This window comes from Streptomyces sp. NPDC098789 (genome assembly GCF_044759975.1).
In the GTDB taxonomy this organism is placed as follows: Bacteria; Actinomycetota; Actinomycetes; order Streptomycetales; family Streptomycetaceae; genus Streptomyces.
Window position 1 is genome coordinate 187,074 of the sequence record NZ_JBIWAJ010000007.1, and the last position, 24,864, is coordinate 211,937.

Sequence of the window (24,864 nt, forward strand, 5' to 3'; positions counted from 1 at the left end):
ACTGGCAGCGGTGAATATGCCGCTACCGCCGTGGGGGAGCCTCGATTCGGGAGAGGACGGCGCCGGGATGGGCTGGGTTACCGACTGGAGTGCGCAGGCAGCCTGCCGCACTACCGATCCGGATGAACTGTTCGTTCAAGGAGCGGCACAGAACAGGGCCAAGGCGGTGTGCACCGGATGTCCGGTGCGGACCGAATGCCTGGCCGATGCGCTCGACAATCGCGTCGAGTTCGGCGTGTGGGGCGGAATGACCGAGCGGGAGCGTCGCGCATTGTTGCGCAGGCGCCCCACCGTCACCTCGTGGCGACGGCTGCTCGAAACCGCTCGTACGGAGTACGAGCGCAGTACGGGCATCCTCACCGTGGATGTCGATGCGGAGGTCGATCTTCGGTTCGAGACGTACGCGGCAGCCGGGTAGACCCCCGCGCGGCCCGTCTACGCTCCGGCCGGTACCCCGGCCGCGAGCCGCTCTCCGATGGCCCGTAGCCCGGCGAGGTCGTGTACATCGCCGGGCAGGGCGGCCACTTCGGCCACCGCCACCTCCGGGTGGAGCGAGGTGAAGCGATCACGTGTGCGTCGTTCGCGCGCGATCACCTGCATGCGCTCGGCGTGCAGGCGCAGCAGACCCGCGGTGATCTCGTCCGCGCTGATCTCGTCCGTGGTCGTTCCGTCGGCCGCGATCTGCTCGGTCTCGGTCTCGATCTGCTCGGTCTCGATCTGCTCGGCCGTGGGCGTGCCGGCCGTGGATGTGTCGGCCGTCGGTGTTCCGGCCGTGGACGTGCCGGCCGTCAAGTCGTGCGGAGCCGTGCCGTTGCTCGGGGCGGGGCCGGTGGGGGCGGGGGAGCCGTCCTCGGCGGAGCCACGATGTCCAGCTTTCCCGGACTCCTGATCGACAATGCCGCCCTCTTCAAGATTCTCTGCGGCGGCCAACGCCCGCTCCGCGGACAGCTGGTCGGCCCCGCTGCCGTGTACCCGGTTCAGGACCAGCCCGGCCAGCGGCATCCGTTCCGCGGCCAGCCGCTCCACGAAGTACGCCGCCTCGCGCACCGCGTCCGCTTCGGGCGCCGCGACCACGAGGAAGGCCGTACCGGGGGCCTGCAGCAGCCGGTACGTCGCGTCCGCGCGGGTCCGGAAGCCGCCGAACATCGTGTCCATCGCGGCCACGAAGGTCTGTACGTCCTTCAGCAGCGAGGCGCCCATCAGCTTGCTCAACGTGCCGGTCATCATCGACATACCGATATTGAGGAACTTCATCCCGGCCCGGCCGCCGACCTTCGCCGGAGCCATCAGCACCCGGATGAACTTCCCGTCCAGGAAGGACCCCAGCCGCTTCGGTGCGTCCAGGAAGTCCAGCGCGGAGCGGCTCGGCGGGGTGTCGACGATGATCAGGTCCCAGTCGTCCCGGGCGCGCAGCTGCCCGAGCTTCTCCATCGCCATGTACTCCTGCGTGCCCGCGAAGCCGGCCGACAGGGACTGGTAGAAGGGGTTCTCCAGGATCGCCTGGGCCCGCTCGCCGTCCGCGTGCCCCTCGACGATCTCGTCGAAGGTCCGCTTCATGTCCAGCATCATGGCGTGCAGTTCGCCGCCGGAGCCCTGTGCCCCCTCGGCCCCCTGCGCGTCCCCGGCCCCGCCCACCCCGGCGACCCGCCGCGGGGTGTTGTCGAGGGAGTCGATGCCCAGCGACTGGGCCAGCCGGCGGGCCGGGTCGATGGTCAGGACGACCACCGTGCGCCCGCGTTCCGCCGCGCGCACGCCCAGCGCCGCGGCCGTGGTGGTCTTGCCGACGCCGCCGGAGCCGCAGCACACGATGATCCGCGTGTTCGCGTCGTCGAGCAGTGCGTCGACCGCCAGTCGCGGCGGAGTGTCCAGGCCCATGGTCGCCGTGCTCCCCAGCTTCTCGCTCATTCGGTCCCCACCTGCTTGCGGAGTTCCGTCGCCAGCTCGTACAGCCCGGCCAGGTCCATCCCCGCGCCGAGCTGCGGGAGTTCGTACGTCGCCACGTCGAGCCCTTCCAGGACCGCCCGCTGCTCCCGCTCCAGCTCCACTCGGCCCGCGTGCTCCGCGGCCTGCTCCAGCAGCGGGTCCAGCAGCCGCTCCGCCAGGCCCCCGCGGTGCGCGCCGCCCAGGCCCGCCCGGGACAGGGACCGCGCCAGCTCGGCGCGGCGGTCGCCGGCGGCCGCCCGCAGGGTTCCCTCGTCCAGGTGGTGCGGCCGCATCATGTTGACGACGACCCGGCCGACCGGCAGCCCGACCGCCCGCAGCTCGGCGATGCCGTCCACGGTCTCCTGGACCGGCATCTCCTCCAGCAGCGTCACCAGGTGCACGGCCGTCTCGGGAGACTTGAGCACCTTCATGACGGCCTGCGCCTGATTGTGGATCGGACCGAAGCGGGCCAACCCCGCCACCTCGTCGTTGACGTTCAGGAACCGGGTGATCCGCCCGGTCGGCGGCGCGTCCATCACCACGTGGTCGTAGACGAACCGTCCCGCCTTGTCCTTGCGCCGCACCGCCTCGCACGCCTTGCCGGTCAGCAGCACGTCCCGCAGGCCCGGCGCGATCGTCGTCGCGAAGTCGATGGCGCCCAGCTTCTTCAGGGCGCGCCCCGCCGAGCCGAGCTTGTAGAACATCTGGAGGTAGTCCAGCAGGGCCCGCTCCGCGTCGATCGCGAGCCCGAACACCTCACCGCCGCCCGGTGCGACGGCGATCTTGCGCTCCTCGTACGGGAGCGCCTCCGCGCCGAAGAGCTGCGCGATCCCCTGCCTGCCCTCCACCTCCACCAGAAGCGTGCGTCCGCCCTCGCGTGCGAGGGCGAGCGCGAATGCCGCGGCGACCGTGGTCTTTCCGGTGCCGCCCTTGCCGCTGATCACCTGGAGCCTGCTCACAGCGACCGAGCCTAATTCCTCGGTGCCGCCGCCGTGGGCGGCGGGGGCAGGACGGGTCGCGCATCACGTCCCGGGACAGGCACTACGCTCGCTCCCATGACCAAGAAGTTCGAATACGCGACCGTTCCGCTGCTCGTCCACGCCACCAAGCAGATCCTGGACACCTGGGGCGAGGACGGCTGGGAGCTGGTCCAGGTGGTGCCCGGACCGAACAACCCCGAGCAGCTCGTGGCCTACCTCAAGCGGGAGAAGGCATGAGCGCCGGCGCCGTGGAGGCCAGGCTGGCCGAGCTCGGCCTGACGCTGCCCGACGTCGTCCCGCCGCTGGCCGCCTACCAGCCGGCCGTGCGCTCCGGCGTCTACGTCCACACCGCGGGCCAGCTCCCGATGGTGAAGGGCAGCATGCCGGTCACCGGCAAGGTCGGTGCGGAGGTCTCGCCCGAGCAGGCGAAGGAACTGGCCGCCGTGTGCGCGCTGAACGCCCTGGCCGCCGTGAAGTCCGTCGTGGGTGACCTCGACCGGATCGCGCGCGTCGTCAAGGTCGTCGGCTTCGTGGCCTCCGCCCCCGACTTCACCGGGCAGCCGGGCGTGCTGAACGGCGCGAGCGAGCTGCTGGGCGAGGTGCTCGGCGAGCGCGGCGTGCACGCGCGCAGCGCGGTCGGCGTCGCGGTGCTCCCGCTGGACGCCCCCGTCGAGGTCGAGATCCTGGTCGAGCTGACCCCCGACGAGGTCTGAGGACCGTCCGAGGGCCGTCGCCTTCGCCGGGCCCCCGATCGCCGCGCCCCTCGGGCAGCGGCGACCGGGGGCCCTCGAACATCCCGCCGGATACCCGTAGCATCCCGCCATGCCGAATGATCCGCACGGCCAGTCGCCCAGCGAGTCCACCGCCCCCGGCGGTCAGTGGTACCCGCCCGAGTGGCCCGACCGCATCCGCGCCCTCGCCGACGGGTCGCTGACCCCCGTGGCGCCCAAGCGCGCGGCCACCGTCATGCTGCTGCGCGACGGGGCGGACGGCGGTGGTCCCGCGGTGCACATGCTCCGCCGGCGGGCCTCCATGGCCTTCGCCGGAGGCGCGTACGCCTATCCCGGCGGCGGCGTCGACCCGCGCGACGAGGACCACCGCATCGGTTGGGCGGGTCCGGCCCTGGCGACCTGGGCCGCGCGCATGGGCACGGACGCCGAGACCGCCCAGGCCATCGTCTGCGGCGCGGTCCGCGAGACCTTCGAGGAGGCCGGGGTCCTGCTCGCCGGCGAGAGCCCCGACACGGTCGTCGGCGACACCACCGGTGACGACTGGGAGGCCGACCGGCGGGCGCTGGTCGCGCGCGAGCTGTCCTTCGCCGAGTTCCTGGACCGCCGGGGCCTGCTGCTGCGCTCCGACCTGCTCGGCGCCTGGGCCCGCTGGATCACCCCGGAGTTCGAGCCGCGCCGCTACGACACCTGGTTCTTCGTGGCCGCCCTGCCGGCCGGCCAGCGCACCCGCAACGCCTCCACGGAGGCGGACCGGACCGTGTGGATCCGCCCGAGCGAGGCCGCCGCGGGCTACGACGGGGGCGAGCTGCTGATGATGCCGCCGACCATCTCCACCCTGCGCTCGCTGGAGCCGTACGGGAGCGCCGCCGAGGCGCTCGCGGCGGCCGCGGGGCAGGACCTGGCCCCGGTGCTGGCCCGGGCGACGCTGGAGGACGGCGAGCTGGTGCTCAGCTGGCCGGGCCACGACGAGTTCACCAAGCGGGTCCGCCAGGGAGGCACACCGTGACCGACGCCGCCGCACTGCCGGGCCAGCCGCGCGGGACCGTCACCTCCGGTCCGGCCACCGCGCGCGCGGTGAACGTACTGGCCCCCAACCCCTCCGCGATGACGCTGGACGGCACCAACACCTGGCTGCTCTCCGAACCGGACTCCGACCTCGCCGTGGTCATCGACCCCGGCCCGCTGGACGAGGGCCACCTGCGGAACGTGGTCGACACGGCCGAGCGGGCGGGCAAGCGGATCGCGCTGACCCTGCTCACGCACGGCCACCCCGACCACGCCGAGGGCGCGGGCCGTTTCGCTGAGCTGACCGGCACCGCGGTGCGCGCCCTGGACCCCGCGCTGCGCCTGGGGGACGAGGGCCTCGCGGGCGGCGACGTCATCCGGGTCGGTGGTCTGGAGCTGCTGGTCGTGCCCACCCCGGGCCACACCGGCGACTCGCTGTGCTTCCACCTCCCGGCCGACGGGGCCGTCCTGACCGGGGACACCGTCCTCGGCCGCGGCACCACGCTGGTCGCGCATCCCGACGGTCGGCTCGGGGACTACCTCGACTCGCTGCGCCGGCTGCGCTCCCTGACCGTCGACGACGGGGTGCGGACCGTACTGCCGGGCCACGGGCCGGTCCTGGAGGACGCTCAGGGCGCGGTGGAGTTCTACCTGGCGCACCGCGCGCACCGGCTCGCCCAGATCGAGACGGCGGTGGAGAACGGTTTCGCCACCGCCGAGCAGGTCGTCGCCCACGTCTACGCCGAGGTGGACCGCTCGCTGTGGCCGGCCGCCGAATGGTCCGTACGCGCCCAGCTGGAGTACCTGCGCGAGCACGGCCTGATCCCGGGCGGCCCGGAAACGGACGGCTGACTCCAGCTAGCGCTGTGACCGGAAAGGTTCACCGTGTCACGGCGCCCGGCACGGCACCTCGCCGTGTTGTCGGACCACGACAGTACGTCCAGTACGAGCCGTGGCCCTCCGCCTTGCGATGCACCGCACCGGACACCGCGACCCGGCAAACCTTTCCGGCCACAGCACTAGCGCCGCGACCTGGGGCCCAGCCGAGCGGTGTACTCCGCGGCGAGCCACGGCCCGAGGTCGTCGAGGTGGGTCCGCAGGACCTCCCGGTCCGTGCCCGGGTCGAGGCCCTCGGCGGCGGCCGCCCGCATCTGGGCGGCGCGGCCGGGGTAGTAGCCGGCGAAGACCTCCGCGGACTCGGCCAGGTCGCTGGTCCAGCCGCCCCAACGGGGCATGACCAGGGTGAAGCCGGTGCGCACGAGCCGTCGTGCGAGGAAACGATTCAGCTTGCGCAGCTCCCCGTCCGTCCGCGCCGCCGCGGCCCGCTCGCGCGCGGTGGCGAGTACGTCGTCCAGGTCACCGTTGGTCTCCCGGGCGAGCAGCGCGTCCGGACGGTAGCGCGGCAGGTGCTCGGCCAGGTCCGCACCGAGCAGCGGGGTGCACAGGCAGGCGAGGAACCACCCCAGGTCGTGCCGCTCCGCCTCGCTGAGCAGCGTCTCCTTGCCGTGGAGGAGGATGCCGGCGCCGTCCGTCTGCGCGAAGTCCAGGTCGAGCCCGCGCGCGAGCACCTCGGCGGTGTCCCGGTCCTCGCCCGTGGGCTCGCGGTGCAGGGCGAGCAGCAGGTCCAGGTCGGAGCGGCCGGGCCGGGCGGTGCCGCGCGGCACGGACCCGTACAGGTAGGCGCTGTGCAGCCGCTGCCCGTACGCCTCGGCGATCCGCGTCCGCGCGGCGGCGACCACGTCCCGGAAGGGCGCGGCAACCCGCCCGAGGGAGCCCTCGCGCTCGATGAACCCCTCGGAGTCCAGCCCTCTGTGTGCCATGCGGATCACTGTGGCATCCCTCCCCCGGGTCCCGGGGGAGGCCGGGACGCGCGAAAGGGGATCCCGCCCTCGCGGGCGGGACCCCCTCACGGGTGTCGCGGGTCGGAGGACGGCGTCAGCGCGAGCGCTTCGCCAGCCGCTCCACGTCGAGCAGGATCACGGCACGCGCTTCGAGGCGGAGCCAGCCGCGCCCGGCGAAGTCGGCCAGGGCCTTGTTCACGGTCTCGCGGGAGGCGCCGACGAGCTGCGCCAGCTCTTCCTGCGTCAGGTCGTGCACGACGTGGATGCCCTCTTCGGACTGCACGCCGAAGCGGCGCGACAGGTCCAGGAGCGCCCGGGCCACGCGGCCGGGAACGTCGGAGAAGACCAGGTCGGACATCTGGTCGTTGGTCTTGCGCAGGCGGCGGGCCACCGCGCGCAGCAGCGCGGTCGCGACCTCGGGCCGGGCGTTGAGCCAGGGCTGGAGGTCGCCGTGGCCGAGGCCGAGCAGCTTGACCTCGGTCAGCGCGGTCGCCGTGGCGGTGCGCGGGCCGGGATCGAAGAGCGAGAGCTCGCCGATCAGCTCGCCGGGGCCGAGCACGGCCAGCATGTTCTCGCGTCCGTCGGGCGAGGTGCGGTGGAGCTTCACCTTGCCCTCGGTCACCACATACAGGCGGTCGCCGGGGTCGCCCTCGTGGAACAGGGCGTCACCGCGGGCGAGGGTCACCTCGCCCATGGATGCGCGGAGCTCCGCGGCCTGCTCGTCATCGAGCGCCGCGAAGAGCGGGGCGCGCCGCAGAACGTCGTCCACGAGTCTCTCTCCTATGTCGACCGGCGTCAGGGGACCTTCGTCCCCCATTTTGCCGGACGCCTTAAACAGTGCGATCAGTCACTCAGGTCACAAGGATGCCGGACATACGGGTGTGCTGTGCGGCGAGAGGCCAATCGGAGTGGTGTTACCAGAGGTCCGGGCGGGTGTCAGCGCCCGGCCTTAGGCTGGCCGGGTGTCCAATAAGCCGGTGAGAGCACAGGCCAAGGGGTCCGCGGGTGTGACCGCGGCCCGTAATTCAGCTGTGGGCGAACATGCCACTTCCGGGTCGGCTCCGGAGGGGTCGCCGCCCGCGAAGAGCAAAGTTTCGGCCAAGAAACCCGCGGTGAAGAAAGCGGGAACGGCGACGGCCGCGAAGGAAGCGAAGACGGCGAAGACGGCGAAGACGGCGGCCGGGGAAGCGAAGGGGGTGCGGCCCGTGAAGGCGGCGAAGGCGGCGAAGGCGGAGAGCCACCTCGGCATGGTCCGGCGCGCCCGCCGGATCAACCGCGAACTGGCCGAGGTCTATCCGTACGCCCACCCGGAGCTGGACTTCCGCAACCCCTTCGAGCTGCTCGTCGCCACCGTCCTGTCCGCGCAGACCACCGACCTGCGGGTGAACCAGACGACCCCGGCCCTCTTCGCGGCCTACCCCACCCCCGAGGACATGGCCGAGGCCGCGCCCGAGGAGCTGGAGCAGATCATCCGGCCGACCGGGTTCTTCCGGGCGAAGGCCAGGTCGCTGCTCGGCCTCTCCGCCGCGCTGCGGGACCGCTTCGGCGGGGAGGTGCCGGGCCGGATCGAGGACCTGGTCACCCTGCCCGGGGTGGGCCGCAAGACCGCCAACGTGGTCCTCGGCAATGCCTTCGGGGTCCCCGGGATCACCGTCGACACCCACTTCGGGCGCCTGGTGCGGCGGTGGAAGCTGACCGAGCAGGAGGACCCGGAGAAGGTCGAGGCGGAGATCTGCGCGATCTTCCCGAAGAGCGAGTGGACGATGCTCTCGCACCGGGTCGTCTTCCACGGCCGCCGGATCTGCCACTCCCGCAAGCCCGCCTGCGGCGCCTGCCCGATCGCGCCGCTCTGCCCGGCGTACGGCGAGGGCGAGACCGATCCGGAGAAGGCGAAGCTGCTCCTGAAATACGAGATGGGCGGCCATCCGGGTCAGCGGCTGACCCCGCCCGCCGACTATCCGGGCCGTCCGGCGGCCCCGCTCGGCGCGGGGTCGTGAGGCAGCGGTCCATGCCGACGTCCATGTCGACGTCTATGCCGACGTCTATGCCGACGTCTATGCCGACGTCCATGGCGACGTCCATGCCGACGTCCATGTCGACTTCCACATCGATGTAGCGAGGAACGAATCCGGCCACGGACCGCGTTGTCCCGGTGTCGGAAGTACAGGGAGCAAGGGTGCCTATGACGCGCGGGACGCAGGACGACAGCGTGACCACCGGGACCCGGTCCCGCACCGGGCACGGACCCGGGGCCGGAGCGGGGGCCGCGGCCGTACCCGTGCCCCCGGCCGTACCCGTGCCCCCGGCCGGATCCGTGCCCGCGCCCGGCACGGGGAGCGGCGGTGCCGGGAGCGGGGTCGACGTGAGCACGCACGGGCTGCCCGGCTGGCTCGACCCCGTGGTCACGGCCGCCCGGACCGTCCGGCCGACGCAGCTGAGCCGCTTCCTGCCCCCCGAGGACGGCGCGGGCCGCCAGTCCGCCGTCCTGGTCCTCTTCGGCGAGGGCCCCCGCGGCCCCGAGCTGCTGCTGATGGAGCGTGCGGGCACCCTGCGCTCCCACGCGGGCCAGCCGTCCTTCCCCGGCGGCGCCCTCGACCCCCAGGACGGCGATCCGCACACCACCGGCCCGCTGCGGGCCGCCCTGCGCGAGGCCGAGGAGGAGACCGGGCTGGACCCGGCGGGCGTACAGCTCTTCGGCGTGCTGCCCCGGCTCTACATCCCGGTGAGCGAGTTCGTCGTGACCCCCGTCCTCGGCTGGTGGCGCGAGCCCAGCCCGGTCGGGGCCGTGGACCTCGCGGAGACCGCCCGCGTCTTCACGGTTCCCGTGGCGGATCTCACGGACCCCGGGAATCGGGTCACCGTCGTGCATCCCGGCGGCTTCCAAGGCCCCGCCTTCCAGGTCGAATCGGCTCTGGTCTGGGGTTTTACCGCTGGCGTGATCGACCGGATCCTGTATTTCGCCGGCTGGGAGCAGCCGTGGGACCGCTCGCGCAAGGTCCCCCTGGACTGGCGCGCATGAGACGGTGGCCCACGTGAACGTGCTGGACATCCTGTTGCTGGTCGCCGCCGTGTGGTTCGCGATCGTGGGCTACCGCCAAGGCTTCGTCGTCGGCATCCTGTCGGTGACCGGCTTCCTCGGCGGTGGTCTCATCGCCGTGTCCCTGCTCCCGCTCGTCTGGGACCAGGTGACGGACGACAAGGCCAAGGTGTCCACCACCATGGCCGTCGTCGCGGTGGTCATCGTCATCGTCTGCGCCTCGATCGGCCAGGCCTTCACCACGCACCTGGGCAACCGGCTGCGCCGCTACATCACCTGGTCACCGGCCCGGGTGGTCGATGCGACCGGCGGCGCCCTGGTGAACGTCCTGGCGATGCTGCTGGTGGCGTGGCTGATCGGCTCCGCGCTGGCCGGGACCTCGCTGCCCACGCTGGGCAAGGAGGTCCGTAGCTCCAAGGTGCTCCTCGGCGTCTCGCGGGTGCTGCCCGACCAGGCCAACACCTGGTTCTCGGACTTCAGTTCCGTGCTCGCGCAGAACGGCTTCCCGCAGGTCTTCAGCCCGTTCTCGAACGAGCCGATCACCGCGGTGAAGCCGCCGGACCCCGCGCTGGCCAACAGCCCCGTCGTCGAGCGCGCCAAGGGCTCGATCGTCAAGGTCGTCGGCACCGCGCCCAGTTGCAGCAAGGTGCTGGAGGGCTCGGGCTTCGTCTTCGCGCCCGGCAAGGTCATGACGAACGCGCACGTCGTCGGGGGCGTCGGCGAGCCGACCGTGCAGATCGGCGGCGAGGGCAAGCTGTACGACGGCAAGGTCGTGCTCTACGACTGGGAGCGCGACATCGCCGTCCTGGACGTGCCCAAGCTGAAGGCGCCGCCGCTCGAATTCGCCGAGAAGGACGCGGCGAGCGGGTTCGACGCGATCGTCGCCGGCTTCCCGGAGAACGGCGCGTACGACGTCCGCCCGGCCCGCGTCCGCGGTCGGATCAACGCGAACGGCCCGGACATCTATCACCGCGGCACCGTCCGCCGCGACGTCTACTCGCTCTACGCGACGGTCCGCCAGGGCAACTCCGGCGGCCCGCTCCTGACGCCCGACGGCAAGGTGTACGGGGTCGTCTTCGCGAAGTCCCTCGACGACGCGAACACCGGGTACGCCCTGACGGCGGACGAGGTCCGCGACGACATCAGGAACGGGAGGACGGCCCAGCGCCGGGTCGACAGCCAGGGCTGCGCCCTGTGAGCCCCCGCGCCGCGGGTCCCGCCTGAGCGGGCCCCGCGCTAGGGCGTGTTTCGAAAGTGGCGCCGGGCGCCCGAAGGGCGCGGCTCGCGGCGTCTGGCGCCGTGCATCGCAAGGCGGAGGAATGCCCGCCTACTGGACGTAACCGGGCGTTCCGGCAACGCCGCGAGGCGCGGTGCCAGGCGTCGCGAGCCCGGGGGCACCTCCCAGCGGTAGCTGGGGGAGGGACTTTCGAAACACGCCCTAGGCGACCCGCCTACGTCCGTTGATGGCGCAGGCGGGCCGAGACCCAGCGGGCCCGGCGGCGCAGGATCAGTGGAATTCCGAGTCGGGGGTCGTGGCCGTGGCCCTGTCGACCGACCCTCTCGTGGGTGCCCGGCGCGGCGGCCGAGCGTCGTTCGCGTGCGGAGTCACCGTAGTCGTGCGTCCAGCCCATACTTCGACCTCTGCCCGTGCCCCAAGGTCCGTAATCGCTTCGGAGTCGGCCAATTGGCCTATGCGGCGGGCAAGTGAACGTGCGTAGGACACCTGTTCCGGCGGGGCGGTCCCGCCGGCGCTCCGGTCGTCCCACCGCCGGCGGTCCGTCCACGGCCCGTCAACGGCCCCGCGCGGCACCGCTGGTGGGCGGCGAACGGGAGGTCAGCGGTCCGGTTCGGGGTCCTTCAGCCAGTTCACCAGCTCGGTCGAGAAGAGGTCCGGCGCCTCCTCGTGCGGGAAGTGTCCGAGACCGTCGAACAGCCGCCACCGGTAGGGGGCTTCGACGTACTGCCCGGAACCGGCGGCGCTGCGCGTGCGCATCACCGGGTCGAGCGAGCCGTGCACGTGCAGCGTGGGCACGCGCACCGGCCGCTTCATCCGGCGGTTGAACTGGAGCCCGTCCGGCCGGGCCATCGACCGCATCATCCAGCGGTAGGGCTCGATCGAGCAGTGCGCGGTGGACGGGATGCACATCGCGCGCCGGTAGGCGTCGATCGCCTCGTCGTCCACGACGGCGCCGGCGCCCTCGCGCGGCAGCGGCCCGGACCACTCGCGGATCAGCTCGCCGACCAGTGCGCCCCCGTCGGCCACGAGCTGCCGCTCGGGGACGAACGGGCGCTGGAAGCCCCAGATGTGCGAACTGGCGCGGGTCTGCCCGAAGTCGGACAGCATCGCCGAGCGCCAGCGGCGCGGGTGCGGCATCGAGGAGACGACGAGCCGGCGCACCAGCTTGGGCCGCATGACGGCGGCGGTCCAGGCGAGGTACCCGCCCAGGTCGTGCCCCACGAGCGCGGCGTCGGGCTCGCCGAGCGAGCGGATGACGCCGGTGACGTCCAGCGCGAGGTTGGCGGGATCGTAACCGCGCGGGGTGCGGTCGCTGCCGCCCACCCCGCGCAGGTCCATCGCCACCGCGCGGTACCCGGCGTCGGCGAGCGCCACCAACTGGTGGCGCCAGGTCCACCAGAACTGCGGGAAGCCGTGCAGCAGCAGGACCAGCGGCCCCTCGCCCAGCTCGGCGACGTGGAACCGGGCGCCGTTGGCGGCGACGTCCCGGTGGGTCCAGGGGCCGTCGATCCGCACCGGCGAGGCAGCCGGGGGCGGGGTGCTGCTGGGGTCCGGTGTGGGCGCTGTCATGAAGACGAGCGTGCCACACCCACCGCGGTGTCACTGACCGGCCGCGGGTGCGGCTTGACGGTGCCGACCAGCGCCGCGGTCTGCTTGACGGAGGCGATGGAGCGCTCCGGCGGCTTGACCTTCTTGAACTTCGACACGGCGAGCAGCGCGAGCAGGCCCGCGAGCAGCAGGAACGCTCCGCCGACGATCAGGAACGACCAGGCGAGGCCCAGGCCGAGGGCGTGGATCCCGTACGCGGCCGCGAAGCTCAGCACCGGCAGCGAGAAGATTCCGAGCACTCCGGCGATACCGATGGCGGTGCCACCGATGCCCACGCGCTTGACGTCCTGGCGCAGCTCCGCCTTCGCGAGGGCGATCTCGTCGTGCACCAGGGCGGACATCTCGGCGGTGGCCGAGGCGACCAGCTGGCCGAGTGTGCGCTCGGCTCCTTGCGCCCCTTGGTCCACTGCGCTCATCGCTCTCTCCCTCATTCGTCTGCCGGCGACGGCTGTCCTCCGTCAGTCAGATCATGCCGGACGGTCGCCTCCGGCGGGGGACCCGGTGGCCCCGGCGGTGGCCGCTTCCGCTCCCTCGGCCCCGGTGGCGGCGCCGGCGGCCGCGGCCGCGGTCGCCCTGCGCCGGTGCTCGGCGGCCCTGTCCTCGTAGATCTTGGCCATCCGCAGGTGGTACTCCGGCTTGTCCTCCTCGTAGATGTCCGGGATGCCGTCGAGGTCCTCGTCGCGCTCCTCGGCGTCGGTCAGGGCCCGGTACTTGCGGTTGCGGAGCTTGAGCATCACGCCCGCGAAGACGGCGGCGATCAGCGAGCCGATCAGGACGGCGGCCTTGACCTCGTCGGTGAGGGTCGGGTCGCCGGTGAAGGCGAGTTCGCCGATCAGCAGGGAGACGGTGAATCCGATGCCCGCCAGCGAGGCGACCGCGAAGACGTCGGGCCAGGCGAGGTCGTCGTTCAGCTCGGCCTTGGTGAAGCGCGCGGCCAACCAGGTGCCGCCGAAGATGCCGACGGTCTTGCCGACGACCAGACCGAGCACCACGCCGAGCGTCTCGGGCCGGGTGAAGACCTGCGCGATCGCATTGTCGGAGAGGGAGACGCCCGCCGAGAAGAGGGCGAAGAGCGGCACGGCGAGACCGGCGGACAGTGGGCGTACCAGGTGCTCGATGTGCTCGCCGGGGGAGTGCTGCTCGCCGTCCCTCCGGTTGCACCGGAGCATCAGGCCCATGGCGACGCCGGCGATGGTCGCGTGCACGCCGCTGTTGTACATCAGGCCCCAGATGGCCAGGGCGAGCGGGACGTAGACGTACCAGCCGCGGACGTTCCTGCGCAGCAGGAACCAGAAGAGGACGAGGCCGACGAACGCGCCGCCGAGGGCCAGGAAGTCGATCTCGCTGGTGAAGAACACCGCGATGATCAGGATGGCGAACAGGTCGTCGACGACGGCGAGGGTCAGCAGGAAGGCGCGCAGGGCGGACGGCAGGGAGGTCCCGATGACCGCGAGCACGGCGAGCGCGAAGGCGATGTCGGTGGCGGTGGGGACCGCCCACCCGTCCGTCGAGCCGTTGCCGAAGGTGGTGACCAGTACGTAGACCAGCGCGGGCACGGCCATGCCGCAGACGGCGGCGATCACCGGCAGCGCGGCCGCCTTGGCGTCGCGCAGGTCGCCGGCGACCAGCTCGCGCTTGAGCTCGATGCCGGCCACGAAGAAGAAGACGGCCAGAAGGCCGTCGGCCGCCCAGTGCTGGAGCGAGAGGTCCAGGCCGAGGAAGGCGGGACCTATGTGGAAGCCGCGGACGCTGTCGTAGCTGTCGGCGAGGGCGGGGATGTTCGCCCACATCAGGGCGGCGATGGCGGCCACCAGCAGCAGGACGCCGCCGACGGTCTCGGTGCGCAGCGCGTCGGCCACGAACCGGCGCTCGGGCAGGGAGAGCCGGCCGAGGAGCTTGCGGCCGGGCTGCTCGTGGCGCTGCCCGTGGGGCTGCTCGTCGAGCTGGTCGCTGGGGTGGGGCGCGGCCACGGGAGGACCTCCGGGTGGGTTGGACGGCATGACGAAGCACGTTGCCGACCAGACTTCCCGGCGCACCCTGTGGACGAATTATTTACGCTCTGAATACTTTACAGGGGGTACGCAAGGGATGTATCCGGCGATCATCACCTTAAGTGCGAAAGGGGCGTCCGGCGCGTTGTGCGCCGGACGCCCCCTTCGGTGGAGCGGCACTTCGGTCGAGCGGTTCCTCCAAGGAGCGGTTCCTCTAGGGAGCGGCTCTTCTATGGAGCGGTCGTCAGTCCTCGCTGCCCGCGCTGGGCAGCTGGGTCTGGATCAGGTCCATGACCGAGGAGTCCGCGAGCGTGGTGACGTCACCGACCGCCCGGTTCTCCGCCACGTCGCGCAGCAGGCGGCGCATGATCTTGCCGGAGCGGGTCTTCGGCAGTTCCTGGACGGGCAGGATGCGCTTCGGCTTGGCGATCGGGCCGAGGGTGGTGCCCACGTGGTTGCGCAGTTCCGCGACCAGGGTGTCGCTCTCGGAGGCGCTCCCGCGCAGGATGACGAAGGCCACGATGGCCTGACCGGTGGTCTCGTCCGCCGCGCCGACCACGGCCGCCTCGGCGACCGCGGGGTGCGAGACGAGGGCCGATTCGACCTCGGTGGTCGAGATGTTGTGGCCGGAGACCAGCATCACGTCGTCGACCCGGCCGAGCAGCCAGATGTCGCCGTCGTCGTCCTTCTTGGCGCCGTCACCGGCGAAGTACTTGCCCTGGAAGCGGGACCAGTAGGTGTCGATGAACCGCTGGTCGTCGCCCCAGATGGTGCGCAGCATCGAGGGCCACGGCTCGGTGAGGACGAGGTAGCCGCCACCGCCGTTGGGGACCTCGTTGCCCTCGTCGTCCACGACGGTGGCGCCGATGCCTGGCAGTGCGCGCTGGGCCGAGCCGGGCTTGGTCTCGGTGACACCGGGCAGCGGGGAGATCATCATGGCGCCGGTCTCGGTCTGCCACCACGTGTCGACGATCGGGCAGCGGTCGCCGCCGATGTGCTTGCGGTACCAGATCCAGGCCTCGGGGTTGATCGGCTCGCCGACCGAACCCAGCACGCGCAGGCTCGACAGGTCGAACTTCGCGGGGATGTCGTCGCCCCACTTCATGAACGTCCGGATGGCCGTCGGCGCGGTGTAGAGGATGGTGACGCCGTACTTCTGCACGACCTCCCAGAAGCGCCCCTGGTGCGGGGTGTCCGGGGTGCCCTCGTACATCACCTGGGTGGCGCCGTTGGCGAGCGGCCCGTAGACGATGTAGGAGTGTCCGGTCACCCAGCCGATGTCGGCGGTGCACCAGTAGACGTCGGTCTCCGGCTTGAGGTCGAAGACGGCGTGGTGGGTGTACGAGGCCTGCGTGAGGTAGCCGCCCGAGGTGTGCAGGATGCCCTTCGGCTTCCCCGTGGTGCCCGAGGTGTAGAGGATGAAGAGCGGGTGCTCCGCGTCGAAGGCCTCGGGGGTGTGCTCGGCGGACTGGCGGCCGACGATGTCGTGCCACCAGACGTCCCGGCCCTCGGCGAAGGCGGTGTCCTGGCCGGTGCGCCGTACGACGAGCACGTGCTCGACCTGCGGACACTTGGCCACGGCTTCGTCGATGGCGGGCTTGAGCGCGGTGGCCTTGCCGCGGCGGTAGCCGCCGTCGGCCGTGATGACGACCTTGGCGTCGGCGTCCTGGATGCGGGAGGCGACGGCGTCGGCGGAGAAGCCGCCGAAGACCACGGAGTGGGCGGCGCCGACCCGGGCGCACGCGAGCATCGCGACGACGGCCTCGGGGATCATCGGCAGGTAGACGGCGACCCGGTCGCCGGTGCGCACGCCCAGCTCGGTCAGGGCGTTGGCGGCCCGGGAGACCTCGTCCTTGAGCTCGGCGTAGGTGATCGAGCGGCTGTCGCCGGGCTCGCCCTCGAAGTGGATGGCGACCCGGTCGCCGTTGCCGGCCTCGACGTGCCGGTCGACGCAGTTGTAGGCGACGTTCAGCTTGCCGTCCGCGAACCACTTCGCGAAGGGGGGGGTGCTCCAGTCGAGCGTCTCGGTGGGCTCCACGGCCCAGCTCAGACGACGTGCCTGCTCGGCCCAGAAGCCCAGCCTGTCCGCGTCGGCCTGTTCGTACGCCGCGGCGCCCACGTTGGCGGCGGTGGCCAGATCGGCGGGCGGTGCGAACCGCCGCTCCTCCTTGAGCAGGTTGGCCAGGCTGTCATTGCTCACGACATCTCCCTTTCCCAGGGTGTCCGTTGTGTCCCCAGGCATAGCTCATCAGGTCAGACACCCAGGTGACAAGACCTTGCCGTAAATTGGTTTAGACCTATACCACGGCAGGCCGGGTGCACCGACCCCTGGGCGAGCAGGCGCCGATGGCCCCTTCCTGCGACGGATCGCGGAAAGGGGCCACCGGGGACGTTCGAGGAGGGAGCGTATCGGGTCAGGCGTGCGTGGCCGCCCTGGGCAGGGCGGGAGCATCCCGCTTGGCCGCTTTTGCCCCCTTGATGTCCGGCAGGACACTGTCGAAGACCCGGCAGTCGAAGAAGTCCTCGCCCGGCGACAGCAGGTAGGCCTGCGCCTCACCCACGTGGAAGTACATGCCGTGCAGCTCCAGGGTGCCCTCGGCGAGCCTGCGCGCCACCGCGTCGTGCGCCCGCAGGTGCTCCAACTGCTGGACCACATTGGTCAGGCAGAGCTGCTCCACGGCGTCCGCGGGCAGCCGCCCGGAGATCCGCACCCAGGGGTGGTGGCGACTGCCCATCCGCGCCAGGCTCGGCAGCCCGTGCCGCAGCCAGCGGCGCAGCGGGGTCACCGGCGCGCCCGGAGTCGCGTTGAGCAGCGCCTGCATCGCCCCGCAGCCCGAGTGCCCGCACACGGTGATGCTGTCCACCCGGAGCACGTCCACCGCGTACTCGATGGCGGCCGCGACGGAGTCGTCCGTGGACTCGGCGCCCGGCAGCGGGACCAGGTTGCCGACGTTGCGCACGGTGAACAGGTCGCCCGGGCCGCTGGCCGTGATCATGCTGGTGACCAGACGGGAGTCCGCGCAGGTCAGGAAGAGCTGCGAAGGGCTCTGGCCCTCGCGCGCCAGGCGGGCCAACTCGTCGCGCACGTGCGGTGCGGTGTCGCGCTGGAAGGCGCCGATCCCGTTGGCCAGTTGACCGGCTCCGCGCCGCCGGGGCTCGGGAGCGGTCCGGGCGGTCTCCGCCCGCTCGGGGGCGGAGGCGGCCGCTGCCCCCGCGGGCTCCGGCTCCGCCCGGTGGTCGCAGTGGTTCTGCCAGGGGGTCCAGGGGCGGCAGCAGTGGTGCGCCCCGCGCTGGGTGCGGTCGGCCTCGCCGATCCGGGCCCCGGAGCGGCCGGTGATCTCCACCGAACCCCCGTGCGCCAGGTGGGAGTCCTGCCAGTCCTGGAGGATCTCGTACGCCGCGTGGTCGATGAAGGAACCGTCCAGCTCGATCACGACGTGCCCGTGGTGCGGGATCTGACCCAGCACCCGGCTCAGCCGGGGCACGGCGAGGAAGGTCAACTGGCCCCGCGCCCACACCCGGTGGACCGTGCCGTCCTGCTGCGCCTCCAGGGTGATCCGGGTGCGCGCCAGCCGGTGCAGGGCGATGGCGACGGCCACCGCGATGCCGATGGCCACGCCTTCGAGCACGCCCCCGAGCACCACGGCCGTGATGGTCGTGAGGTAGACGACGAACTCGCGGTGCCGGGTGACGTTGCGCAGCCGCGCGATGCTCGCCATCTGTACGCCCACGGCCATCACGAGCGCGGCCAGCGCGGCGAGCGGGATCAGGTCCAGTACGGGCACGAGCAACCCGGCCGCGAGCAGCACCCAGAGGCCGTGCAGCATCGACGACCTCCGGCTGACCGCGCCGGACTTGACGTTGGCCACGCTGCGGGCGGCCCCGCCGGCGACGGGCAGGCCGCCCAGTGCGCCGGAGACGATGTTCGCCAGGCCCTGGCCGCGCAGCTCGCGGTTCAGGTCGGCGCGCGCGGGGCGGTCCTTCGTGGCGCGGTCGGAGGCGATCAGCTTGTCGGTGGCCACCGCGGACAGCAGCGACTCCACACTGCCGACCAGGGTGACGGTCAGGACCGCCGCGAGGATGCCGAGGACGGGCCCCTCCGGCAGCTCCGGCAGGGCGTGGCTGCTCCAGGAGGGCAGATCCACCCGGGGCAGGCTCAGCCCGCCGAGGGCCGCGAAGGCGGTGGCCGAGGCGACGGCCGCCAGCGCTGCCGGGACCTTGCGCAGCGCCCGTCCGGCCCGGCCGGGCAGCCGCGGCCAGGCGAGCAGCACGGTCAGGGTGAGCGCGCTGACGGCGAGGGCCCCCGGATGGAGGTCGGCCAACTGGGCCGGAAGTCCCCGGACGTTGGCCACGGCGGAGCTCTGCGGGGTGCCGCCGAGCACGATGTGGAGTTGGGCGATCGCGATCGTCACGCCGACGCCCGCGAGCATGCCGTGGACGACGGCCGGGCTGACCATGAGGGCCGAGCGGGCGGTGCGCAGCAGCGCGAGGCCCACCTGACACAGTCCCGCGAGCACGGTGATGGCGCAGGTGGTGCGCCAGCCGTAGCGCTGGATCAACTCGGCCGTGACGACGGTGAGTCCGGTGGCGGCTCCGCTCACTTGGAGCGGGGCTCCGCCGAACCGTCCGGCGACGATCCCGCCCGCCACCGCGGCCACGAGTCCGGCCTGGAGCGGGGCGCCGGTGGCGAGGGCGATGCCCAGGGAGAGGGGCAGGGCGATCAGGAAGACGGCGGCGGAGGCGGACAGGTCGGCGGTGAGGCCGGGCGGGAACCGGGGCGGAACCCCGGGCGGCGCCGGCGGCGGGGCACCGTGCTGGTGGGAGCGCGTGGGGGCGCTGGCGGTCATGTCCCGTCTCCTCTGGGGGCAGGGGTGAAGCGGCGGGAGAAGCGGCGGAAGAGCGGGGGGAGAAGCGGCGGGAGTCTCAATGCCGGTGTTTCGACACCGGTGCCTCAAGGCTGGAGTCTCAACACTCGGTAAATGAATGGTAATGGAGAGTAAAGGCCATGCCCAGACATAGGGGTTGAATGGTCTACGAATTAACCCTCAAGGGTGATTAAGTATTTTGTCGGGCTTGTCATACCTATCCCGGGGTGGGGTGCGTGCGAGGTTTCGGTCGGAACGTGCGGAACACCGAAACGGGCAAGGGATGAGGTGGGCGGATGATGGCCGCCACGAAGAAGATCGCCGGCGGCCTGGTCGCCACGGCACTGGCCCTGGGGGTGACCGGGTGCGGTGCCTCGGAGCCCGTCAAGCCCACCGGCTCCGCTGGTGGGCAGGTCAGGAAGGGTGCGGCGGCGCCGGAGGCGCCGGGCAGCGTGCTCCGGATGATCGGCGACGGCTCGACCTCGTACACGGGCCCGCAGCCGCATGTGGCCAAGGCCGAAAAGCTCAAGCCCGGCGAGAAGCCGCCGCAGTTCGTGGTCTTCTCCTGGGACGGGGCCGGCGAGGACAGCCAGAAGCTCTTCTCGCACTTCCGCGGGGTCGGCAAGCAGTACAACGCCCGGATGACGTACTTCCTCAGCGGCGTGTACATGCTCCCCGAGGAGAAGCGTTCCCTCTACACCGCTCCCCAGCACTCGTCCGGCCGCTCGGACATCGGTTTCGGTGATCTCCAGGGCATCAAGGACACCGCCGAGCAGGTCCGCGGCGCCTGGCTGGAGGGCAACGAGATCGGCACCCACTTCAACGGCCACTTCTGCGGTCCCGAGGGCGGCGTCGGCACCTGGTCGGTGGAGGAGTGGAAGAGCGAGATCAACCAGGCCAAGTCCTTCGTCAAGTCCTGGAAGACGAACACCCCGGCCCTCAAGCAGGAGAAGGCGCTCCCCTTCGACTACGACAAGGAACTGATCGGCGCCCGGACGCCCTGCCTCGAAGGCCAGAAGAACTTCATGCTGGCGGCCAAGGACATGGGCTTCCGCTACGACTCCAGCGGCATCAGCAAGCAGATCTGGCCGAAGAAGACGGACGGACTGTGGGACCTGCCGCTCCAACTGGTGCCGATGCCGGGCCGTGCGTTCGAGACGCTCAGCATGGACTACAACTACCTGGTCAACCAGTCCGGTACGACCACCCAGGGCGACCCCTCGCAGCACGCCTACTGGGGTGAGCAGATGCGCGACGGACTGATGAAGGCCTTCGGTCGCGTCCACGACGGCAACCGGGCGCCGTTGATCATCGGCAACCACTTCGAGTCCTGGAACGGCGGCACCTACATGCGCGCCGTGGAGGACTCCATCAAGGGCATGTGCACGCAGAAGGACGTCCGCTGCGTCACCTTCCGCGAGCTGGCCGACTGGCTGGACGCGCAGGACCCCAAGGCCCTGGAGTGGATGCGCACGCTCGACGTCGGCCAGGCGCCGAAGGAGGGCTGGACGAAGTTCCTGACGGCGGGTCCGCCGGCCACCCCGCCCTCCGCTCCCGCGGCGCCCGCGGGCGTCAAGCCGGCTGCGGAGTCGGCAGAGGAGAGCTGAGCGGCCCACCGGGCACCCCGGTCCGCTGCTGACCCAGCCGCTCGTGCAGCACGAAGTCGGGGTCGATCTGGTCCGCCAGGTCGACCCCGGTCTTCGCGTTACCCCAGCTCTCGGCGTTCTTCCGGTGGAAGTGCACCATCTGCTCGGTGTACCGGGCCCAGTCGCGTCCGGCGTAGGAGTCGTCGGCCGCGTCCTGCAGGACCTGCAGGGCCACCCGGTTGGTCGCTTCCAACAGGTCGAAGGGGGCCGGACGGCCCTTCTCCATCGACCGCACCCAGTCGGAGTGCCCGACGGTGACGAGCAGGTCGTCCCCCACCTCGGCGCGCAGGAAGTCCACGTCGTCCTGGCCCTGGACCTTGTTCCCGACCACCTTGAGGGTGATCCCGAAGTCCCGCGCGTACTCCTTGTACTGGCGGTAGACGGAGACGCCCTTGAGGGTCGGTTCAGCGACCAGGAAGGTCATGTCGAAGCGGGTGAACATGCCGGAGGCGAAGGAGTCCGAACCGGCCGTCATGTCGACGACGACGTACTCGTCGGGTCCGTCCACGAGGTGGTTCAGGCAGAGTTCGACCGCCCCGACCTTCGAGTGGTAGCAGGCCACGCCCAGATCGGACTCGGTGAACGGCCCGGTCGCCATGAGTCGGACGTACTCGACGTCGCCCTCCTCGTGGCCGTCGAGCGTGACGGTACGGGCGCACGCGTCGTAGACGGGGTTGTCCTCGGCGACGCGCAGCAGGCGCGAGCCGGTGCCGGGCGGGGTGGTCTTGATCATTGCCTCGGCGGAGGCGATGCGGGGGTTGGAGCCGCGCAGGTACTCCTTGATCAGCGGCAGGTGCGCGCCCATGGCGGGCATCGCGGCGGCCTGGTCCTCGGTGAGGCCGAGCGCGGCGCCCAGGTGCTGGTTGATGTCGGCGTCCACCGCGACGACGGGGGCCTCATTGGCTGCGAGGTGGCGGATGAAGAGGGAGGACAGCGTGCTCTTGCCGCTGCCGCCCTTTCCCACGAAAGCGATCTTCATGTTCACCAAGCGTAGTCAGTTGATCGCACGTCGTGGTCGATGTGAGTGAAGAAGACCACTCCAAGGAGGGGTCGGTGCTATGGGTGGGCAGTGCGTAGGCTCCCTACTTATGAGTAGCGCTTCTGACCCGCTGGCCGCCCTGACGTCGCTCCCCGGCGTCCCGGACGCGGTGGACTCCGTACGCAAGGCCGTGGACCGGGTCTACGGGCACCGGGTGATGCGCCGACGGGCCGGGGAGATCACCTCGGAGGCCGCACTGCGCGCCGCGCGCGGCAGCGCCGCGCTGTCCGGGGCGGACTGGGCGCTGGAAGAGGTCCGGCGGCGCAGTGACTTCGGCTCGGAGGAGCAGGCGCGGACCGTGGGCGCGGCGCTGCGGCTCACCGCCGAGGCCGGGCAGTTGCTGAGCATCTGGCGGCAGTCACCGATGCGGGTGCTCGCGCGGCTGCACCTGGTGGCGGTGGGGCAGGTCAAGGCGGGCGCGGCGGCGGGGTCGGAGCGGGGCTCCGATGCCCTCCCGCACGCGGGTGACATCGTGGGGCGGCCGAGGTTGGCCGGTGAGCCGGTGGACGAGCCGCTGGTGACGCTTGCGTTGCCGGACGCGCAGGAGGTCGCGGGGCGGCTCGAAGGGCTGTCCGGCCTGATCATCGGCGGGGGTTCGGCGCCGGCCCTGGTCACGGCGGCGGTGGTGCACGGAGAGCTGCTGGCCCTGCGGCCGTTCGGCTCGCACAACGGCCTGGTCGCGCGGGCGGCCGAGCGGATCGTGCTCATCAACAGCGGCCTCGACCCGAAGGCGATCTGCCCCGCGGAGGTCGGCCACGCCGAGCAGGGGTCGGCGGCGTACCTGGCGGCCTTCGAGGGCTACGTGTCCGGGACCGCGGAGGGGATGGCCGCCTGGATCGCACACTGCGGGCGGGCGGTCGAGCTGGGTGTCCGCGAGTCGACGGCGGTGTGCGAGGCGCTCCAGCGCGGGGCGGCCTGAGGGCGCACGGTCCAAGAGGTCGCGCGGTCCTCGGGGTGCACGCCCCGAAGGCCGACAAAGGGATGCGGCGACACCGTCTTGCTCTGGTGTCGCCGCTGGCATTTACGCCCAGTTACCAAGCGTCCTCGAAGATTGCCCATCAGGTCGGGAACTCTGCCCGTCACCTGGTGCGGCTGGCCCGTAATCGACGGGTCGACGTCGCGTGGGTGCTCGGCGTTCATGCGTTCTGCTCGGTCCGTGGGCCTTACTGCGGTTAAAGATGATCCTCTCGGATGTTCTTTGGTCTCGCGGGCCGTTGACTCATTTGTACCCCGCTTCCGAGGTAAGCGGAACCCCTAGCCTCACTTCTTTACTTTCCTGGGCGTACCGGTGTGAATCGGACATGCCGTGTCCGTGCTGGTCAGGGCCTACCTCGGCGGGTTCGGGCGGGCCGGGTTTCCGGGCGGAGCCGGGTTCGGAGGCGGGCCGGGTTCGGGGTGGGGGCGGGTGCGGGGCGGGGTCAGGCCGAACCGGTCACCGCGGCGAGGGCGTTCGCCCGGCGGCGGCTGGCGTACCAGACGAGGCCCGCCGTGGCCGCGGCGGCGCCGACGGCCGCGGCGGCGATCAGCGCGGGCCGGGCGGGCATGGAGAGTCCGGGCAGTCGCTGCTTGAGCCGGACCGGGCGGTTGAAGACCAGGACCGGCCACTCGCGGGCGATCGCCTCGCGCCGCAACGTCCGATCGGGATTGACCACGTGCGGGTGGCCCACCGCCTCCAGCATCGGGATGTCCGTCACCGAGTCGCTGTAGGCGTAGCAGCGCGCGAGGTCGTAGCCCTCGGACTCGGCCAACTCCCGCACCGCTTCCGCCTTGGTGGGTCCGTAGGCGTAGTACTCGATCTCGCCGGTGAAGCAGCCGTCCTCGCCGACCACCATGCGCGTGGCGACCACCCGGTCGGCGCCGAGCATCGCGCCGATCGGCTCGACCACCTCCGCGCCGGAGGTGGACACGATCACCACGTCGCGGCCCGCGGTGTGATGGGCCTCGATGAGCGAGGCGGCCTCGTCGTAGATGATCGGGTCGATGAGGTCGTGCAGGGCTTCGGCGACGATCTCCCGGACCTGCTGCACGTTCCACCCCTTGCAGAGCGCGGAGAGGTACTCCCGCATCCGCTCCATCTGATCGTGGTCGGCGCCGCCGGCCAGGAAGATGAACTGGGTGTACGCGGTGCGCAGCACCGCTCGCCTGTTGATCAGGCCGCCTTGGTAGAAGGACTTCCCGAACGTCAGGGCGCTGGACTTCGCAATGACGGTCTTGTCCAGGTCGAAGAAGGCAGCGGTGCGAGGCAAGGAGTGCGGCAAGGGCTGGTTTTCCACGCCCCGAGCATATGCGCCCACCATTCGGCGTAAGGTGTGGCGCGTGGGTTTGCCTAAGAAGGCTCTCGGGTACACCATGGAAGTCACGGATCGTTCGCGACCGTGCTAACCCGGTCTGGCTCCTCCCCCCCCGAGTCGGACCGTGGGGACGACCCCCGCTCTCCCCCCCGGCGGGGGTCGTCGCATGTCCGGACGCGGTTCGCGTCCCTGCCTTCGGCCCCAAGTGATCATTCCTCTGGCCCCCTTCGCTCGGTGGGCCTGCGTGGCGAAGGCCCATACCTCCCCAGACATGTGACGGTGCGTAGTCGTTCCGCGGCGCTCTGAACTCACCCGTGTGGGTGTCGGAGTTATTCACAGGCGAGTTCTTGTCCACAGTTTTCGAGCAAGATCCACTTGATTTCCCCTCTCCGCTGCACGGTGATTCCGGGCGTGAAGTCCACGACCCGGGATTTGCGGTGAGAAATGGGTGGAGATCATGGCTGGATCGTTCGCCGGATCGACGACCGGTACGTCGGTCGGCTCTTCGTTTGGTTCTTCGCCCGGTGCGTCGGTGGCACAGGTGGTGGACCCGGTCGCCGGGGCGAGGAGCCGGGGGCGGCGGGGCGGGGTCGGGATCGGTGCGAGGGCGCGGCCGGGGCCGGCGCGGACGGCTTCCGCCGGTGGTCGGCCGGGGTGGCGGGGAGGTGGT

General features: G+C 71.5%; 22 protein-coding genes. 10 read left to right on the forward strand and 12 right to left on the reverse strand.

Translation table 11 applies throughout. The annotated features are described in order from the left end of the window. Positions 1-67 precede the first annotated feature (67 nt). Positions 68-418: a WhiB family transcriptional regulator gene (locus ACIQWR_RS17270; protein ID WP_330331229.1), complete on the forward strand. Its 351-nt coding sequence runs from the start codon at positions 68-70 to the stop codon at positions 416-418. A gap of 17 nt (positions 419-435) precedes the next feature. Here ACIQWR_RS17270 and ACIQWR_RS17275 read toward each other — a convergent pair whose 3' ends face one another. Continuing rightward, positions 436-1,905, reverse strand: coding sequence for an ArsA family ATPase (locus tag ACIQWR_RS17275; RefSeq protein WP_404009839.1), 1,470 nt, complete (start codon positions 1,903-1,905; stop codon positions 436-438). Next, a complete protein-coding gene (locus ACIQWR_RS17280) occupies positions 1,902-2,882 on the reverse strand; it encodes an ArsA-related P-loop ATPase (protein ID WP_404009841.1) in 981 nt (326 codons plus the stop codon). The genes ACIQWR_RS17275 and ACIQWR_RS17280 overlap by 4 nt, the downstream gene beginning before the upstream one ends. 96 nt (positions 2,883-2,978) lie before the next feature. On the opposite strand from ACIQWR_RS17280, the gene ACIQWR_RS17285 reads away from it, so the two are divergent. The 4 genes from ACIQWR_RS17285 to ACIQWR_RS17300 all read left to right on the forward strand — a co-directional run bounded on the left by ACIQWR_RS17285 (position 2,979) and on the right by ACIQWR_RS17300 (position 5,491). Continuing rightward, positions 2,979-3,140: a DUF4177 domain-containing protein gene (locus tag ACIQWR_RS17285; protein ID WP_007264966.1), complete on the forward strand. Its 162-nt coding sequence runs from the start codon at positions 2,979-2,981 to the stop codon at positions 3,138-3,140. Next, on the forward strand, positions 3,137-3,616 hold the full coding sequence (locus ACIQWR_RS17290; protein ID WP_404009844.1) for a RidA family protein: 480 nt from the start codon (positions 3,137-3,139) through the stop codon (positions 3,614-3,616). Before ACIQWR_RS17285 ends, ACIQWR_RS17290 begins: the two co-directional genes overlap by 4 nt. Before the next feature lie 109 nt (positions 3,617-3,725). Further along, on the forward strand, positions 3,726-4,640 hold the full coding sequence (locus ACIQWR_RS17295; RefSeq protein WP_404009847.1) for an NUDIX hydrolase: 915 nt from the start codon (positions 3,726-3,728) through the stop codon (positions 4,638-4,640). Continuing rightward, positions 4,637-5,491 carry an MBL fold metallo-hydrolase gene (locus ACIQWR_RS17300; RefSeq protein WP_404009849.1) on the forward strand — a complete coding sequence of 285 codons (855 nt, stop codon included), beginning with the start codon at positions 4,637-4,639 and terminating at the stop codon, positions 5,489-5,491. Before ACIQWR_RS17295 ends, ACIQWR_RS17300 begins: the two co-directional genes overlap by 4 nt. A gap of 167 nt (positions 5,492-5,658) precedes the next feature. On the opposite strand, the gene ACIQWR_RS17305 is transcribed toward ACIQWR_RS17300, so the two are convergent. Then, positions 5,659-6,459 (reverse strand): nucleotidyltransferase domain-containing protein, encoded by an 801-nt coding sequence (locus ACIQWR_RS17305; protein WP_404009852.1) that lies wholly within the window; start codon positions 6,457-6,459, stop codon positions 5,659-5,661. 115 nt (positions 6,460-6,574) lie between these two features. Continuing rightward, the gene (locus tag ACIQWR_RS17310) at positions 6,575-7,249 is read right to left on the reverse strand and encodes a Crp/Fnr family transcriptional regulator (protein WP_003981529.1); all 675 of its coding nucleotides are present in this window, start codon (positions 7,247-7,249) and stop codon (positions 6,575-6,577) included. 427 nt (positions 7,250-7,676) lie between these two features. On the opposite strand from ACIQWR_RS17310, the gene nth reads away from it, so the two are divergent. The 3 genes from nth (at position 7,677) to ACIQWR_RS17325 (ending at position 10,715) form a co-directional block, all read left to right on the forward strand. Next, the gene (gene nth / locus ACIQWR_RS17315; protein WP_404010131.1) at positions 7,677-8,477 is read left to right on the forward strand and encodes an endonuclease III; all 801 of its coding nucleotides are present in this window, start codon (positions 7,677-7,679) and stop codon (positions 8,475-8,477) included. 185 nt (positions 8,478-8,662) lie between these two features. Next, positions 8,663-9,499 (forward strand): NUDIX hydrolase, encoded by an 837-nt coding sequence (locus ACIQWR_RS17320; protein ID WP_404009855.1) that lies wholly within the window; start codon positions 8,663-8,665, stop codon positions 9,497-9,499. A gap of 13 nt (positions 9,500-9,512) precedes the next feature. Beyond that, the gene (locus tag ACIQWR_RS17325) at positions 9,513-10,715 is read left to right on the forward strand and encodes a MarP family serine protease (protein ID WP_404009858.1); all 1,203 of its coding nucleotides are present in this window, start codon (positions 9,513-9,515) and stop codon (positions 10,713-10,715) included. A 253-nt stretch (positions 10,716-10,968) separates the two neighbouring features. Here the strand turns inward: ACIQWR_RS17325 and ACIQWR_RS17330 are convergent, their stop codons facing one another. From ACIQWR_RS17330 to ACIQWR_RS17355, 6 genes are all read right to left on the reverse strand, one after another. Continuing rightward, positions 10,969-11,148, reverse strand: a complete 180-nt coding sequence (locus ACIQWR_RS17330) for a hypothetical protein (protein ID WP_399265045.1) — start codon at positions 11,146-11,148, stop codon at positions 10,969-10,971. A gap of 203 nt (positions 11,149-11,351) precedes the next feature. Then, entirely contained in the window at positions 11,352-12,323 is a 972-nt protein-coding gene (locus ACIQWR_RS17335) for an alpha/beta fold hydrolase (protein WP_399265043.1), read from the reverse strand. Next, complete coding sequence (locus tag ACIQWR_RS17340; protein WP_354380702.1) at positions 12,320-12,778, reverse strand: phage holin family protein; 459 nt, start codon at positions 12,776-12,778, stop codon at positions 12,320-12,322. Before ACIQWR_RS17340 ends, ACIQWR_RS17335 begins: the two co-directional genes overlap by 4 nt. Positions 12,779-12,829: 51 nt before the next feature. Then, positions 12,830-14,362, reverse strand: a complete 1,533-nt coding sequence (nhaA, locus tag ACIQWR_RS17345; protein WP_404009862.1) for a Na+/H+ antiporter NhaA — start codon at positions 14,360-14,362, stop codon at positions 12,830-12,832. A gap of 235 nt (positions 14,363-14,597) precedes the next feature. Next, positions 14,598-16,595 carry an acetate--CoA ligase gene (gene acs, locus ACIQWR_RS17350; protein ID WP_404009865.1) on the reverse strand — a complete coding sequence of 666 codons (1,998 nt, stop codon included), beginning with the start codon at positions 16,593-16,595 and terminating at the stop codon, positions 14,598-14,600. Positions 16,596-16,767: 172 nt separating this feature from the next. Beyond that, positions 16,768-19,200, reverse strand: coding sequence for a SulP family inorganic anion transporter (locus ACIQWR_RS17355; protein WP_404009867.1), 2,433 nt, complete (start codon positions 19,198-19,200; stop codon positions 16,768-16,770). Positions 19,201-19,514: 314 nt separating this feature from the next. On the opposite strand from ACIQWR_RS17355, the gene ACIQWR_RS17360 reads away from it, so the two are divergent. Continuing rightward, on the forward strand, positions 19,515-20,825 hold the full coding sequence (locus ACIQWR_RS17360) for a hypothetical protein (protein ID WP_404009870.1): 1,311 nt from the start codon (positions 19,515-19,517) through the stop codon (positions 20,823-20,825). Here the strand turns inward: ACIQWR_RS17360 and ACIQWR_RS17365 are convergent. Continuing rightward, the gene (locus ACIQWR_RS17365; protein WP_404009872.1) at positions 20,791-21,843 is read right to left on the reverse strand and encodes an ATP-binding protein; all 1,053 of its coding nucleotides are present in this window, start codon (positions 21,841-21,843) and stop codon (positions 20,791-20,793) included. The two genes, ACIQWR_RS17360 and ACIQWR_RS17365, sit on opposite strands and share 35 nt — an antisense overlap. A gap of 109 nt (positions 21,844-21,952) precedes the next feature. On the opposite strand from ACIQWR_RS17365, the gene ACIQWR_RS17370 reads away from it, so the two are divergent. Beyond that, complete coding sequence (locus tag ACIQWR_RS17370) at positions 21,953-22,822, forward strand: oxidoreductase (RefSeq protein ID WP_404009875.1); 870 nt, start codon at positions 21,953-21,955, stop codon at positions 22,820-22,822. 499 nt (positions 22,823-23,321) lie between these two features. Here the strand turns inward: ACIQWR_RS17370 and ACIQWR_RS17375 are convergent, their stop codons facing one another. Further along, a complete protein-coding gene (locus tag ACIQWR_RS17375; RefSeq protein WP_354380695.1) occupies positions 23,322-24,200 on the reverse strand; it encodes an HAD-IB family hydrolase in 879 nt (292 codons plus the stop codon). Positions 24,201-24,864: the final 664 nt, after the last annotated feature.